14 protein-coding genes are annotated in these 13,136 nt (G+C 72.4%); 10 read left to right on the top strand and 4 right to left on the bottom strand.

What is annotated here, in order from left to right:
- Positions 1-118 precede the first annotated feature (118 nt).
- Positions 119-1,042 (top strand): SIS domain-containing protein, encoded by a 924-nt coding sequence (locus ACN9M0_RS01495; protein ID WP_366042036.1) that lies wholly within the window; start codon positions 119-121, stop codon positions 1,040-1,042.
- A 39-nt stretch (positions 1,043-1,081) separates the two neighbouring features.
- The gene (locus tag ACN9M0_RS01490) at positions 1,082-1,915 is read left to right on the top strand and encodes a class II fructose-bisphosphate aldolase (RefSeq protein WP_426402957.1); all 834 of its coding nucleotides are present in this window, start codon (positions 1,082-1,084) and stop codon (positions 1,913-1,915) included.
- A 27-nt stretch (positions 1,916-1,942) separates the two neighbouring features.
- Here ACN9M0_RS01490 and ACN9M0_RS01485 read toward each other — a convergent pair whose 3' ends face one another.
- The gene (locus ACN9M0_RS01485) at positions 1,943-2,821 is read right to left on the bottom strand and encodes a LysR family transcriptional regulator (RefSeq protein WP_426402956.1); all 879 of its coding nucleotides are present in this window, start codon (positions 2,819-2,821) and stop codon (positions 1,943-1,945) included.
- Positions 2,822-2,893: 72 nt separating this feature from the next.
- Between ACN9M0_RS01485 and ACN9M0_RS01480 the strand changes: the two genes are divergently transcribed.
- Positions 2,894-3,841: a DMT family transporter gene (locus tag ACN9M0_RS01480; RefSeq protein WP_426402955.1), complete on the top strand. Its 948-nt coding sequence runs from the start codon at positions 2,894-2,896 to the stop codon at positions 3,839-3,841.
- Here the strand turns inward: ACN9M0_RS01480 and ACN9M0_RS01475 are convergent.
- On the bottom strand, positions 3,838-4,275 hold the full coding sequence (locus tag ACN9M0_RS01475; protein WP_366042031.1) for a nitroreductase family deazaflavin-dependent oxidoreductase: 438 nt from the start codon (positions 4,273-4,275) through the stop codon (positions 3,838-3,840). The two genes, ACN9M0_RS01480 and ACN9M0_RS01475, sit on opposite strands and share 4 nt — an antisense overlap.
- A gap of 162 nt (positions 4,276-4,437) precedes the next feature.
- Here ACN9M0_RS01475 and ACN9M0_RS01470 point away from each other — a divergent pair, with 162 nt between their 5' ends.
- The 3 genes from ACN9M0_RS01470 to ACN9M0_RS01460 all read left to right on the top strand — a co-directional run bounded on the left by ACN9M0_RS01470 (position 4,438) and on the right by ACN9M0_RS01460 (position 8,122).
- Positions 4,438-5,232: an alpha/beta fold hydrolase gene (locus ACN9M0_RS01470; protein WP_366042030.1), complete on the top strand. Its 795-nt coding sequence runs from the start codon at positions 4,438-4,440 to the stop codon at positions 5,230-5,232.
- Positions 5,233-5,459: 227 nt separating this feature from the next.
- Complete coding sequence (locus ACN9M0_RS01465; protein WP_366042029.1) at positions 5,460-6,674, top strand: S8 family peptidase; 1,215 nt, start codon at positions 5,460-5,462, stop codon at positions 6,672-6,674.
- A 455-nt stretch (positions 6,675-7,129) separates the two neighbouring features.
- Positions 7,130-8,122, top strand: coding sequence for a serine/threonine dehydratase (locus tag ACN9M0_RS01460; protein WP_426402954.1), 993 nt, complete (start codon positions 7,130-7,132; stop codon positions 8,120-8,122).
- Here the strand turns inward: ACN9M0_RS01460 and ACN9M0_RS01455 are convergent.
- Entirely contained in the window at positions 8,119-8,586 is a 468-nt protein-coding gene (locus ACN9M0_RS01455; RefSeq protein ID WP_366042027.1) for an Lrp/AsnC family transcriptional regulator, read from the bottom strand. The genes ACN9M0_RS01460 and ACN9M0_RS01455 overlap by 4 nt on opposite strands.
- A gap of 94 nt (positions 8,587-8,680) precedes the next feature.
- On the opposite strand from ACN9M0_RS01455, the gene ACN9M0_RS01450 reads away from it, so the two are divergent.
- From ACN9M0_RS01450 to ACN9M0_RS01440, 3 genes are all read left to right on the top strand, one after another.
- Positions 8,681-9,544 carry an LLM class flavin-dependent oxidoreductase gene (locus ACN9M0_RS01450; RefSeq protein ID WP_366042026.1) on the top strand — a complete coding sequence of 288 codons (864 nt, stop codon included), beginning with the start codon at positions 8,681-8,683 and terminating at the stop codon, positions 9,542-9,544.
- Positions 9,541-9,969: a nucleoside deaminase gene (locus ACN9M0_RS01445; RefSeq protein ID WP_366042025.1), complete on the top strand. Its 429-nt coding sequence runs from the start codon at positions 9,541-9,543 to the stop codon at positions 9,967-9,969. The genes ACN9M0_RS01450 and ACN9M0_RS01445 overlap by 4 nt, the downstream gene beginning before the upstream one ends.
- A gap of 76 nt (positions 9,970-10,045) precedes the next feature.
- The gene (locus ACN9M0_RS01440) at positions 10,046-10,579 is read left to right on the top strand and encodes a GNAT family N-acetyltransferase (RefSeq protein WP_366042024.1); all 534 of its coding nucleotides are present in this window, start codon (positions 10,046-10,048) and stop codon (positions 10,577-10,579) included.
- A 25-nt stretch (positions 10,580-10,604) separates the two neighbouring features.
- Here the strand turns inward: ACN9M0_RS01440 and ACN9M0_RS01435 are convergent, their stop codons facing one another.
- Positions 10,605-11,870: a serine hydrolase domain-containing protein gene (locus ACN9M0_RS01435; protein ID WP_366042023.1), complete on the bottom strand. Its 1,266-nt coding sequence runs from the start codon at positions 11,868-11,870 to the stop codon at positions 10,605-10,607.
- Between the two features lie 317 nt (positions 11,871-12,187).
- On the opposite strand from ACN9M0_RS01435, the gene ACN9M0_RS01430 reads away from it, so the two are divergent.
- Complete coding sequence (locus ACN9M0_RS01430; protein ID WP_366042022.1) at positions 12,188-13,069, top strand: alpha/beta hydrolase family protein; 882 nt, start codon at positions 12,188-12,190, stop codon at positions 13,067-13,069.
- Positions 13,070-13,136: the final 67 nt, after the last annotated feature.

Here is a 13,136-nt window from a genome sequence, read left to right as displayed (position 1 = left end):
TGATTCTAGCCGCCGGAGGGCGCGGGATCTGGAAAGGGGATGCATGTTTCTGCTTGAATGGGCATGTCTTCAAGCATCTTCCATCATCATCGCGCACTCTTCTTGCAAGGAGATCGTCATGACCACCACCCGCACCGCCGTGGAGATCGCCTCCCAGCCGGCGACCTGGCGCCAGGCGGCCCGCACCCTTTCCCAGCACGTCGCGGCCCTGCCCCGACGCGGCGAGCGGGTCGCGGTGATCGGCTGCGGAACCTCCTGGTTCATGGCGCTCGCCTACGCGGAGCTGCGCGAGTCCGGCGGACACGGGGAGACCGACGCCTTCGCGGCCTCCGAGTTCCCCTACGGCCGCCGCTACGACCGGGTCGTCGCCATCACCCGCTCCGGCACCACCAGCGAGGTCCTCGCCGTCCTGTCCCGGCTGCGCGGCACGATCCCCACCGGCGCGATCACCGCGGACCCCACCACACCGGTCATGGACCTCGCCGACGAAGTCGCCGTCCTCGACTTCGCCGACGAGGAGTCCGTCGTCCAGACCCGCTTCGCGACCACCGTGCTCGCCCTTTTCCGCGCGCACCTGGAGACCGAGGACGCCCTCCCGCAAGGACTGGCCACCGTCGAGGAGGCCGCACGCGACGCCGAGCAGGCCCTCACCTCCCCGCTCGACGAGAGCGTGCGCACGGCGGAGCAATTCACCTTCCTCGGCACCGGCTGGACCTACGGACTCGCCCTGGAGGCCGGCCTGAAGATGCGCGAGGCGGCCGGCGCCTGGACCGAGGCGTACCCGGCCATGGAGTACCGCCACGGCCCCATCAGCATCACCGGCCCCGGCCGGGTGACGTGGGGCTTCGGCGCCCTGCCCGCCGGACTCGCGGACGAGGTGCGCAAGGTCGGCGGCACCCTCGCCGAGAGCGACCTCGACCCGCTCGCCGACCTCGTCCGCGCCCAGCGCCTCGCCGTCGCCGTCGCCGAGGCCCAGGGGCTGAACCCGGACACCCCCCGGAACCTGACCCGTTCCGTCGTCCTCACCGACGTCCATGCCTGACCACCGCCCCGCACCCGCCCACCACCCGGGAGAAGCATCATGCCGCTGACGCCCACCGACGAGATCGTCCGCCGCGCCCGCGCGGCGGGCACCGGGGTGGGGGCGTTCAACGTCCTCCAGCTCGAACACGCCCAGGCCATCGTGGCCGGCGCCGAGAACGCCGACCGCCCGGTCGTCCTCCAGATCAGCGAGAACACCGTCCGCTACCACGGCGCCCTGGAGCCGGTCGCGCTCGCCTCCCTGGCCATCGCCCGCGCGGCCAAGACCCCCGTCGCCGTCCACCTCGACCACGCCGAGAACCCCGACCTCGTCCGCGAGGCCGTCGCCCTCGGCCTGGGCTCCGTCATGTTCGACGCCTCCAAGCTCCCGTACACGGAGAACGTCGCCGCGACCCGCGAAGTCGTCGAGTACTGCCACAGCCACGGCGTCTGGGTCGAGGCCGAACTCGGAGAGGTCGGCGGCAAGGGCGGCGCCCACACCCCGGGCGTGCGCACGGACCCCGAGGAGGCCCGCGCCTTCGTCGCCGCCACCGGCGTCGACGCCCTCGCCGTCGCGGTGGGCAGCGCCCACCAGATGGTGACCAGGGACGCCGTCCTCGACTTCGACCTGATCGCCCGCCTGCGTGCGGCGGTCGACACCCCGCTCGTCCTGCACGGCTCCTCGGGCGTCTCGAACCCGGACCTCACGGCGGCGATCACGGCGGGCATGACCAAGGTGAACGTCTCCACCCACCTCAACAAGGCCTTCACCGAAGCCGTCCGCGCCCACCTCGCCGAGCACCCCACGACCGTCGACCCGCGCCACTACCTGAACCCCGCCCGCGCGGCGGTGGCACGCGAGGTCGCCCACCTCCTCGCGGTCCTGTCACCGTGAGGGTCGTGACGCGCTGACCCCGCCCGCTCAGACCTCCTGAAGCGCCGTCAGGAGGTCCCGTACGGCGGGCAGGGCCAGGGAGGACTCCCGTACCGCCGCGTGGATCGAGCGCACCGGCTCAGGACCGCGGACCTTGCGGACCACCACGTTCGGGTGGCGACTGCCCAGGCCCATCAACGGGATCAGGCTGATCCCGAGACCGGCCGCGACGAAGCCCTGCGCGGTCGCGTACTCCTCGCACTCCACCGCGAGGTCCGGGGTGAACCCGGCCGCCGCGCACGCGTCGAGGACCGCGTCGAGACAGGGCCCAGGGCGTTCGCTGCCGACCCACGGTTCGCCGGCCAGGTCCACCAGGTCCACCGCGCCGCGGCGGCCGGCGAGTCGGTGGCCCCTGGGCAGGACCGCGCGGTACGGGTCGTCGACCAGATGAACGAGCCGGAGACCGTCGCCGGACGTCCCCGGGCCGCTGCCCCGGGGCCGTACGAGGAGGGTGAGGTCCGCCTCCTCGTCGGGCGCGCCGTCGGCGATCCTCAGATCGACCCGTACGCCCGGGTGTTCCGTACGGAAACGTGCCAGGGCGGGCGCGACCAGGTCGGCGCCCGCCGTCGCGAAATAGCGGACCACGATCTGCCCGGTGCGGCCCGCGCGGAGATCCGCGAGCGCCGTCTCGGCCTCGGCGACCTGACGGCCGATGACGGCGGCGTGCTCGGTGAGCAGCCTCCCCGCGGCGGTCGGCCGCACGCCCCGGCCGAAGCGTTCGAGCAGCGCGATGCCGGCCTCCTTCTCGAGGACGGCGATCTGCTGACTCACTGCGGAGGGGGTGTAACCGAGGTGCCCGGCGGCGGCGGTCACGGAGCCGCTGGTGACGACGGCCCGGAGCACCTGCATGCGTCTCACGTCCAGCATGTAGCAGAGCTTAACGCTGGATGCACGATCCTTCGCTTGTCCTGTCGGCCGATGCCCGGGACCGTGGACGGCATGACATCGGCGATACGCATGGGCGTGCTGGCCCTGCTCTGGGGCTCCGGCTTCCTCTGGATCAAGATCTCCCTCAACGAGGGCCTCACCCCGGGGTGGATCACCTTCGTACGGTGCCTCCTCGGCGCGGCGGTCCTCCTAGCCCTCGCGTACGGAGCCGGGCAGCGGCTGCCGAGGGACCGCGGCACCTGGGGCCGCCTCGTCGTAGCCGCCCTCCTCTGCAACGCCCTGCCCTTCCTGCTCTTCTCGGTCGGCGAACAGACCGTCGACAGCGGAGTGGCGGGCGTCCTCAACGCCACCACCCCGCTCTGGTCCCTCCTCATCGGCCTCGGCCTCGGTACGGAACGCCGGCCGCACGCCGCCCGGCTGGGCGGACTCGCCCTCGGCTTCACCGGCGTCCTGCTGATCTTCGCGCCCTGGAGCGCGGGCCCGGGCCTCATGACCTGGGGCGCGCTCGCCCTGCTCGGCGCCTCGGCGAGCTACGCGGCGGCCTTCGCGTACATGGCCCGCCGGCTCACCGACCGAGGCACCGCACCCCTGGCCCTCTCCGCCGCGCAGCTCATCGCAGCGACCGCCCTCAGCACACCCGCCCTGACGGCCGGCGGCCCGGCGACGGTGACCGCGACGGGACTGCTCGCGCTCCTCGTCCTCGGCGTCTTCGCGACCGGGCTCACCTTCCACCTCAACTACCGCATGATCGCCGAGGAAGGCCCCACCAGCGCCGCGACCGTCGGCTACCTGCTGCCGGTGGTCTCCGTGACCCTGGGCGCCCTGATCCTCCACGAGCCGCTCACCGCACGGGTGGTGACGGGCATGACGATCGTCCTCACCGGCGTGGCCCTGACCCGCCTGCGGCCGAGGGCCGGTGGCGGCGGCGAAGGCGTTCACACGAGGTCCGTGACCGTGTCCGACCCGTCTTCCCGCCTTCCGGAGCATTCCAGGAGCTAGTCGTTCCGCTCGGCGACGAAGAGGGGGATCTCCCGGTCGGTCTTGCGCTGGTAGGCGGCGTAGTCCGGGAACGCGGCGACGGCCCGTTCCCACCAGGCCTGGCGCTCCTCGCCCGTGACCAGGCGGGTCTTCATGTCCCACGCGCGCGTGCCGTCCCGCAGTTCGATCAGCGGGGCGGCGACCAGGTTGTGGTACCAGACCGGGTGCTTCACCGCGCCGCCGTTGGACGCGACCAGCGCGTACGCGCCCGCGTGCTCCACCCGCATGAGCGGGGTCTTGCGGAGCTTGCCGCTCCTGGCGCCGCGGTTCGTCACCAGGACGACGGGGAGGCCTCGCATCGTCGTGCCCTCGGTGCCGCCGGACGATTCGTACAGCTCGACCTGGTCGCGCACCCACGTCGACGTGCTGGGCTCGTACTCGCCTTCGAGGGGCATGGTGTGCGTCCTTTCGGATGGCGTCCGGCGTCACCGGCCTGCTCATGCCGACGCTATCCGACAGGCCCGGCGGTCGGCGGTCACGACCGGGGGAGTGTCAGTACCGGCTCGTAGGGTGGTTCCTGACGACAGGACAGCGGCGCGACACGGGGAGAGAGCGACATGCGGGAATTGTGGCTGGCGCAGGAGCGGGCGTACATCCGGTGGATCGACCTGCCGGGCGAAGGCCCCGTGCGGGTCTTCGTCCACGGGCTCGGGTGCACGGCGGCCTCCGACTTCGCCCACATCGCCTGTCGTCCCGCGCTCGGCGGCAACCGGGCGCTCCTGGTCGATCTGCTCGGCCACGGGCTGAGCGACCGGCCCGCGGACTTCGACTACCGCATGGAGTCCCAGGCGGCGGCGGTGGCCGCCGTCCTCGACCACGTCGGTGTCGCGGGGGTGGACCTCCTCGGGCACTCGATGGGCGGTGCCGTGGCGATCCATCTGGCGGCGGCCCGCCCGGACCTGGTCGCCCGGCTCGTGGTGGCGGAGCCGAACCTGTACGCGGGAGGAGGGGCGTTCAGCTCGCCGGTGGCCGCCCAGGAGGAGGACGTGTTCGTCGCGGTGGGGTTCGCCCGGATGCTCGCCGCCACCGACCGCCCCGACTACGCCGCCCGGCTGCGGCTCGCCGACCCGCGGGCCGTCCACCGCAGCGCGGTCGCCCTGGTGGAGGGCAGCGTGCCCGCGCCGGGTGACCTGCTGGCCGGGCTCGCGGTGCCCCGGACGTTCCTGGTCGGGGAGCTGAGCCTGCCGGACGCCGACGCGGAGAAGGCGGCCGCGTTCGGCATCCCGGTGATCGAGGTGCCAGGCGCCGGGCACAACCTGATGCTGGACAACCCCGACGGCTTCGCCACGGCCCTCGCCCGCGCGTTCGCGGACGACCCGTCTGCCCCGGTTCCCGGCCACGGTAGAGCCTGATCCGGCCACCTGTTCCGGCTTCGACGGGGGTTCGATTGCAGGCGTATGGCGGATGCATGACAAGGCCTCAACTTCCTTGAGCTACGCCGGTAGAGCGGCCAGGCTGCTGATCACGCCGGGACCGGACACATCGGTCCCGGCCGTGTACGTGGCCCCACGTGCACCCCCCCACAGTCGCGCCCGCCCCACCCTTCGGACGCGACGCCCATGAGGAGGACCCCCTCGTAATGGCACTCCCGAAGAGCAACAAGACCCGCCTCGCCGTGACGGCCTCCGCCGCGACCGCCGCCGCCGTGCTCGGCACCTTCGCTGCCGTCCCCGCCCACGCGGCCCCCGCCGAGGGCACCGTCCTCGCGTCGGACTCGGTCGACGCGGTCCCCGGCAGCTACATCGTCACCCTCAAGCAGGGCGCGGGCTTCAAAGCCGCCTCCGCCAAGGGGCGGAGCCTGATATCCGGCTACGGCGGCACGGTCCGCAAGACCTTCGGCTCCGCCGTCAACGGCTACACGGCCACCCTCGGTGCGACCGAGGCCCGCCGCCTCGCCGCCGACCCGGCCGTCGCGTCCGTCGAGCAGAACCAGATCGTCCGCGCCGACGCGACGCAGTCCAATGCGCCCTGGGGCCTGGACCGCATCGACCAGGCCGACCTGCCGCTGTCCGGCACGTACACGTACCCCGACAGCGCCGGCAGCGGCGTCACCGCCTACGTGATCGACACCGGCGTGCGCATCACCCACTCCGAGATCGCCGGGCGCGCCGTGAACGGGTACGACGCCGTCGACGGCGACACGGTCGCCCAGGACGGCAACGGGCACGGAACCCACGTCGCCACGACCATCGCCGGCTCCACCTACGGCGTGGCCAAGTCGGCGAAGATCGTGGCCGTCCGCGTCCTCGACGACAACGGCTCCGGCACCACCGCCGGTGTCATCGCGGGCATCGACTGGGTCACCGCGAACCACACCGCCGGCGCCCCCGCCGTGGCCAACCTCTCCCTCGGCGGCGGCGCCTCCACCGCCCTCGACAACGCGGTGAAGAACTCCATCGCCGACGGCGTCACCTACGCGGTCGCCGCCGGCAACTCCGGCGTCAACGCCTCGTCCTCGTCGCCCGCCCGGGTCGCCGCCGCCCTCACGGTCGGCGCCACGAGCAACACCGACGCCAAGGCCAGCTGGTCCAACTACGGTTCCGTGCTCGACCTCTTCGCCCCCGGCGTCTCCATCACCGCGGGCTGGAACACCAGCGACACCGCCACCAACACCATCTCGGGCACCTCGATGGCCACCCCGCACGTGGCCGGCGCCGCCGCGGTCTACCTTGCCGGCCACACCTCCGCCACCCCGGCCCAGGTCGCCACCGCCCTGGTCAACGGCGCCACGCCCAACAAGGTGACCAGCCCGGGCAGCGGCTCCCCGAACCGCCTCCTGAAGATCGTCCCGTAGGCACGGGTGACGAACCGCCCCCGAAGGCTTCGGCGCCTCGGGGGCGGTTCGTTCGTACGTGACGTCTGCGTCGCCCGTGAGTCAGGTTCCGGGCCTGGGCGTCCAGAGCCGCTTGCGTGACCTCCCGCGCCTCCGCGTGCCGGCCCGCGGCGATCAGCGCGGTCGCCTGAGCGCAGGCGGACGCGGTGGCTTCTTCGCTGTGCAAGCGTCCCCACCCCTGAGGTTTCGGCCGATCGTTCCCGGCCAAGAGGCGTCAGTGTCGCCTGCGACAGAATGCCTGGTCAACCCTGTTCCAGGGCGGCCCGGTGCAATCAAGCACGGAAGGGATTTCGGCCACGGGGACGGCTCCTGACAGGCCCCCGCGCCCTCCGGCCCGCCCGGGCTTTCCGCGCCCACCGGACCTTGAGAAGATCGTCGATACGACCACCCGGTCCCGGCCCCTTCAGGAGCAACTGGTGCCCACCCTCGCGTACGCCGACGTCAAGACCGCCACCGACAGGATCGGCGGTCACATCCGCCCCGTCACGGTCACCCCCGCCGACCCCGGAGGCGAGCCGTACGAGCTCCACCTCGCCCTCGAGCTCCTGCAGCACACCGGCTCCTTCAAGGCCCGCGGCGCGCAGAACTTCCTCCTCGCCCACCGCGAGGAAGGCACCCTCCCCGCCGCCGGAATCACCATCGCCTCCGGCGGCAACGCGGGCCTCGCCTGCGCCTGGTCGGCCCGCCGCCAGGGGGTCACGGCCACCGTCTTCCTCCCCGCCACGGCGCCCCAGGTGAAGGTCGACAGACTCCGCGGCTACGGCGCCGACGTACGGCTCGTCGGGACGGAGTACGCCGAGGCGCTCGCCGCCTGCGAGGCGTTCGCGGCCGACACCGGCGCCCTCGCCTCCCACGCCTACGACCACCCCCTGATCGCGGCCGGGGCCGGCACCCTCCTCGACGAGATCCACCAGCGGATCCCGGACCTGGACACCGTCGTCGTCGCGGTCGGCGGCGGTGGGCTGTTCACCGGCGTCGCCACCGCCGCCCGGCACCACGGCATCCGTACCGTCGCCGTCGAACCCGAGAACTGCCGCGCCCTCGACGCCGCCCTCCGGGCCGGACACCCCGTCGACGTGACGGTCGACTCCGTCGCCGCCGACTCCCTCGGAGCCCGGCGCGCCACCCCCCTCGCCGTGCGCGCCGCCCAGCAGGACGGCGTCCACACCGTCCTCGTGAAGGACGCCGACATCGTCCACGCCCGCCGGGCCCTCTGGGACGACCGCCGCCTGGCCGTCGAACACGCCGCCGCCACGGCCCTGGCCGCCCTGATCGCCCCGGACGAGGCCCGACCCGCCCGAGCCGGCTACCGACCGGCGCCGGGCGAGAAGATCTGCGTCGTCCTCTGCGGCGCGAACACCGACCCCACGGACCTCACGCAGCCGCCGACCGCCGATGCGCCCCGCTAGGGTCCGGGCCGGGGCGGCGGCGGTTCGCTCGGGCCGCGGAGGGGGAGCGGGCGGCTGAAGACGAGGTTCGTGGTCGTGCTGCCGAGTTCGGCCAGCGTGTCGACGATCTCCTCCAGATGGGCCATCGACGTGGCCGCCACCTTCAGGACGTAGCAGTCGTCCCCGGTCGTACGGAGACACTCCAGGATCTCCGGGCGCTCGCCGAGCAGCCGGCGCAGCGGCTCGTGCCGGGTTCCCGGGTACTTCAGCCGTACGACCGCGAGGACCGCGTACCCGATCCGTTCCAGGTCCACCTCCGCCCGGTATCCCGTGATCACCCCGGCCTCCTCCAGGCGCCGCACCCGCTCCTTCGTCGCCGAGGCGCTGAGGTTCACCCGCCGTGCCAACTCCGTGTACGCGATCCGGCCGTCCCGCTGAACCTCCGTCAGGATCGCCCAGTCCGTCGCATCAAGACTCTCGGTCATCCGATCAGATTACCGGCGGATCCACGGCCGAACGGCCCCTGAACAGGCGGGAATCACTTCTGGTCGCCCCTTCCGCGTGGCTAGCCTGTGCCGCGTGAAGATCGGAGTCAACATCCTCAACTTCGGCCCCGGAGCCGACCCCGGAGTCCTGCGCAGCTGGGCCCAGACCGTGGAGGGACTCGGCTACGACCTGCTGATGCTCTCGGACCACATCGCCGTCACGCCCGATGTCGCCGAGCGCTACCCGGCCCCCTTCTACGAACCGTTCACCACCCTGTCCTGGCTCGCCGGCGTCACCACCCGCGTCCGGCTCGGAACGACCGTCCTCATCGCCCCCTACCGGCACCCCCTGCTCACCGCCCGCATGGCGGCCAACCTCGACGCGCTCAGCGGCGGACGGTTCGTCCTCGGAGTGGGGGTGGGCTGGGCACGCCAGGAGTTCGCCGCCCTCGGGATCCCCTTCGAACGCCGGGGCCGGCTCACCGACGAGCACCTCCAGGCACTGCGCGAGGCCTGGGCGGACACCGCCGCCTACGGAGACCGCCGGATCCCGGTCTGGATCGGCGGCCACAGCGACGCCGGACTGCGCCGCGCCGTACGGTTCGGGGACGCCTGGCACCCCCTGCGCCGCACGCTGCCGCAGCTGCGCGAAGGCGCCGCGAGGCTGAAGGAGTACGCGGACGAGCAGCACCTTCCTGAACCGGCCCTGGCCCCGCGCATCGCCCTCAGGCTCACCGCCGCGCCGGTCGGCGGACCCGACCGTCTCGCGGGGGAGGGGACGATCGACCAGGTCATGGACGACCTCGACCAGCTGCGGCTGATGGGCGCCGAGGCCGTCGTCCTCGACCCGTACGGCGGCGACCCCCACGAGACCACCCGCCCGCAGGCCGCCTGGCAGGCACTCGCCACCGTGGCCGCGCATCTCTCCGCGCACCGCATCCGAACGGAGCCGTCATGACGACAGCCGACGACCACACCCTCCTCCGACGCGCCATCGCCCTCGCGGCCACGGCGCGGGAGGGCGGCGATCCGCCGTTCGGGTCGCTCCTCGCGGCACCGGACGGGACGGTCCTGGCGGAGGAGCACAACACCACCCTCACCGACAAGGACATCACCGCGCACCCCGAACTGAAGCTCGCGCGGTGGGCGGCCCGGGAACTCGACCCGGCCACAGCGGCCGAGACCACGATGTACACCAGCTGCCAGCCGTGCGGCATGTGCGCGGCGGCCATCCAGCAGGCGGGCCTCCGCCGCGTCGTGTACGCCCTCTCGAACGAACAGCTCCTCGACATCCGCCCGGGCAGCGGCCGCCCGCCGGTACCGCAGGACGGCCCCGCACTGCTCCACGAGGTACGGGCCGTGGTGGAGGGGTACTACCGCTGACCCGGCGCTCGCTCGCGGGCAGCACTCGCGCGCGGGCCGTCGTGAGACGGGACCCCGGATGAGTCAGGATGGGGTCATGACCGAGATCCGTACCCCCCGGCTCCTCCTCCGCCGCTGGAGCGACGACGACCTCGTCCCGATGGCCGAGATCAACGCCGACCCCGAGGTCATGCGGTGGATCGACGACGGCTCGGTCTGGGACCTGGAGCAGACCGCCGAGGCGATCGAGCGGTACGAGGAGGAGTGGGACGACGAGGGCTTCGGGATCTTCGCCGTCGAGCTCCTCGGCTCCGGCGAGCTCATCGGCTTCGCGGGTCTCTCCGTGCCCGAGTTCCTGCCGGAGGTGCTCCCCGACGTGGAGATCGGCTGGCGTCTGGGCCGTCAGTTCTGGGGCCACGGGTACGCCTCCGAGGCCGCCCACGCGGTCCTGGAGTTCGCCCTCCAGGACCGCGGGCTCGACCGGGTCGTCGCCATCACCCACATCAGCAACCAGGCATCCGAGAACGTCATCGGCAAGCTCGGCATGGTGGCGGAGCGGGAGACGAACCACCCGGTCTTCGACGTTCCCCTGCGCGTCTACGCCATCGACCTCACCGAGTACCAGGCGTGATCACCGGGACCTCGCCGGGGTGCCGTCAGTGGCGCTCGGGCAGGTCCCGCTCCGCCGGCAGCGACGAGAAGTCGCGCGTCGCGGGCGAGGAGGCGGCGCGCGAGGACGGAGCCACCGCCGGCTTCTTCCCGCAGAAGGCCGCCTCCAGGGTTCCGCCGAGCGCCGTGTTGGCGGCGCCGTGGTTCGACGTGTTCGCGACGGCCGACAGGCTGCGCCGGCCGTCGCGGGTCGAGAAGGCGTACGTGTAGAAGCCCTGCACGGTGCCGGTGTGCCCGTACACCCGCGTCCCGCAGGACAGGTCGTAACGACGCAGGCCAAGACCGTAGAACCGGCTGTTGGTCGTGTCCGTCGGCGTCACCGTCGTCATCGCCTCCAGCATCGCCGGGGACAGCAGCCGGCCGCGCATGAGCGCGCTCGTGAAGGTGTTCAGGTCGGCGGGGCTGGAGATGACCGCCCCGGCGGACTGCGCCCAGGACACCGTCTGCTCGGTCGAGTCCACGAGCGGGTCGCCGGCCGCGTCCGGGTGCAGATAGCCCCGCACGTGCAGACCCTTGATGCGCGTGTCGGGGTGCACGTACGAGGTCTTGCGCAGCTTCAGCGGCTTGAAGATGCGGCGCTCGTACGCGTCGGACACCGGCCGTCCCGTGAGCTTCTCGATGAGCATGCCGACGACCACGAAGTTCGCGTTGGAGTACTTGTACGCCACACCGGGCTCGGTGGTGCGGGGCTCGCGCAGGGAGAGGTCGACGAGCTCCTGGTAGGTGAACACCCGGTTCCGTACGGCCTCGAAGCCCGGCACGGTGTCGTTGAACATCGCGTCGGTGTAGTCGGCGAGCCCGCTGCGGTGGGTGAGGAGATGACGGACAGTGATGCGGTCGTCGGGGAGCAGCCCCGGCAGGTACCGGTTGACGGGCGCGTCGAGTTCGAGCCGGCCCTCCTCCACCAACTGCAGGAGCACGACGGTGGAGAACGTCTTGCTGACGCTGCCGATCCGGAAGCGCGCGTGCATGTCCATCGGCGCCCCCGACACGCGGTCCTGGACACCGACGGTCCGGCTCTCCACGCCCTCGGGTCCGGTGAACCGGGCCATCGCACCGGGAGCACCGTTGGCCACGGCCGAGTCGAGCGCGGCGACCACGCCCTCCATGTCCGGGGCGGGAACCGCGGGTGAGGCCGTCGCGGCGGGGGTGAGGGGAGCGGCGAACGCGCTGGTGGCGGGTGCGACACCCGCCGTGAGCGCGGCGATCATGGTGGCGCTCACGGCCAGGCGGCGGTGCGACGACAGGGACATGGTGATTCCTCGACTTTTCCGAATCGTTCGGCGCGGCACTCGGCGGGGGTGAGCCGCAGGGGTGGGGGACCGGGCCGCGGTCGCGCGCCACCCCCTGTGTGTTTCAACGATCATGAGTGCCGTTGTCCGCGAACGGTTCCTGACACGACGGACGAGTTCCGGACGGCGTAGTTCCTTCCCCGCCGTTGGGCGACTGCCCAGCCGGGCCCCGGCAGGACTGGGCTCCTGCCGACAGACAACCGCCCCGGGGAGCTCGATCATTGCGCTGGTCACGCTTGCGAGGACGCGCAACGGACCACAGTCGCAAAGGAGTTCCCATGTCACGTCCTGCTCCGAGGAGTTGGGGCCGCGCACTCGGCGCCCTGCTGCTCGCCTTCCTGATGGCCGCGTACGCCGGGCCGGGCACCGCCGGTGCGACGGAGACGGCGACCACCCCGATCCCGTCGGTCGGCACCGCCTGGGACCAGCCCGGCCCGTACGAGGTGAACGTCGACATCGAGGTGGTGCACACCTTCTACTACCCGAAGAACATGGGGCAGCGAGGAGAGCTCCACCCGGTCGTGATCTGGGGCAACGGCACCGGCGCCGTGCCCGGGATCTACAGCTCCCTGCTGCGTCACTGGGCGAGCCACGGCTTCATCGTCGCCGCCGCCAACACCCCCACCTCCAACTTCGCCCTCAGCATGCGCGCCGGTATCGACGTGCTGGAGCAGCGGAACGCGGACAGCTCCAGCCCCTTCTACCGGAAGGTGGACCTCGAACACATCGGCTCCGCCGGCCACTCGCAGGGCGGCGCGGCGGCGGTCAACGCGGCGCTCGACCCCCGGGTCGACACCGCCGTCCCCATCCAGCCGGGGCCGCTGACCGACCCCGACCTGATGGACGAGCCCGTCTTCTACCTGGCAGGAGAGCGCGACCTGACGGTGTGGCCGGCCCTCGTGAAGGCGCTGTACCGGGACTCTTCCCACGTCCCCGCCGTCTACGGCGAGGTCCGCGGCGCCGGACACCTCAGCTCCATCGGGGACGGCGGGGACTTCCGCGGCCCGACCACGGCCTGGCTGCGGTTCTGGCTGATGGACGACGAGAACGCCCGCGGGATGTTCTTCGGACCCGACTGCGCCTACTGCACGGACAGCGACCTGTGGTCCGGCTGGGAGCGCAACGCCAAGGCGCTCGAGATCCCGGGCCCGACGGTCTGACGGCCTGAGCGCCTGACGGTCGACAGTCCCGTACGCCCCCTTCCGGCACTGTAGTGTCCCGGCCGTC

The sequence above is a fragment of the Streptomyces sp. R-07 genome (genome assembly GCF_049913175.1).
In the GTDB taxonomy this organism is placed as follows: domain Bacteria; phylum Actinomycetota; class Actinomycetes; order Streptomycetales; family Streptomycetaceae; genus Streptomyces.
Note: the sequence above shows the minus strand (reverse complement) of the source record. Positions and strands in the feature narration are given on the sequence as shown.

Excerpts from the sequence above, each read along its gene's own strand:
- ACN9M0_RS01495 (WP_366042036.1), top strand. The coding sequence starts at position 119 with ATGACCACCACCCGCACCGCCGTGGAGATCGCCTCCCAGCCGGCGACC.
- ACN9M0_RS01490 (WP_426402957.1), top strand. The coding sequence starts at position 1,082 with ATGCCGCTGACGCCCACCGACGAGATCGTCCGCCGCGCCCGCGCGGCG.
- ACN9M0_RS01485 (WP_426402956.1), bottom strand. The coding sequence starts at position 2,821 with ATGCTGGACGTGAGACGCATGCAGGTGCTCCGGGCCGTCGTCACCAGC.
- ACN9M0_RS01480 (WP_426402955.1), top strand. The coding sequence starts at position 2,894 with ATGACATCGGCGATACGCATGGGCGTGCTGGCCCTGCTCTGGGGCTCC.
- ACN9M0_RS01475 (WP_366042031.1), bottom strand. The coding sequence starts at position 4,275 with ATGCCCCTCGAAGGCGAGTACGAGCCCAGCACGTCGACGTGGGTGCGC.
- ACN9M0_RS01470 (WP_366042030.1), top strand. The coding sequence starts at position 4,438 with ATGCGGGAATTGTGGCTGGCGCAGGAGCGGGCGTACATCCGGTGGATC.
- ACN9M0_RS01465 (WP_366042029.1), top strand. The coding sequence starts at position 5,460 with ATGGCACTCCCGAAGAGCAACAAGACCCGCCTCGCCGTGACGGCCTCC.
- ACN9M0_RS01455 (WP_366042027.1), bottom strand. The coding sequence starts at position 8,586 with ATGACCGAGAGTCTTGATGCGACGGACTGGGCGATCCTGACGGAGGTT.
- ACN9M0_RS01445 (WP_366042025.1), top strand. The coding sequence starts at position 9,541 with ATGACGACAGCCGACGACCACACCCTCCTCCGACGCGCCATCGCCCTC.
- ACN9M0_RS01440 (WP_366042024.1), top strand. The coding sequence starts at position 10,046 with ATGACCGAGATCCGTACCCCCCGGCTCCTCCTCCGCCGCTGGAGCGAC.
- ACN9M0_RS01435 (WP_366042023.1), bottom strand. The coding sequence starts at position 11,870 with ATGTCCCTGTCGTCGCACCGCCGCCTGGCCGTGAGCGCCACCATGATC.
- ACN9M0_RS01430 (WP_366042022.1), top strand. The coding sequence starts at position 12,188 with ATGTCACGTCCTGCTCCGAGGAGTTGGGGCCGCGCACTCGGCGCCCTG.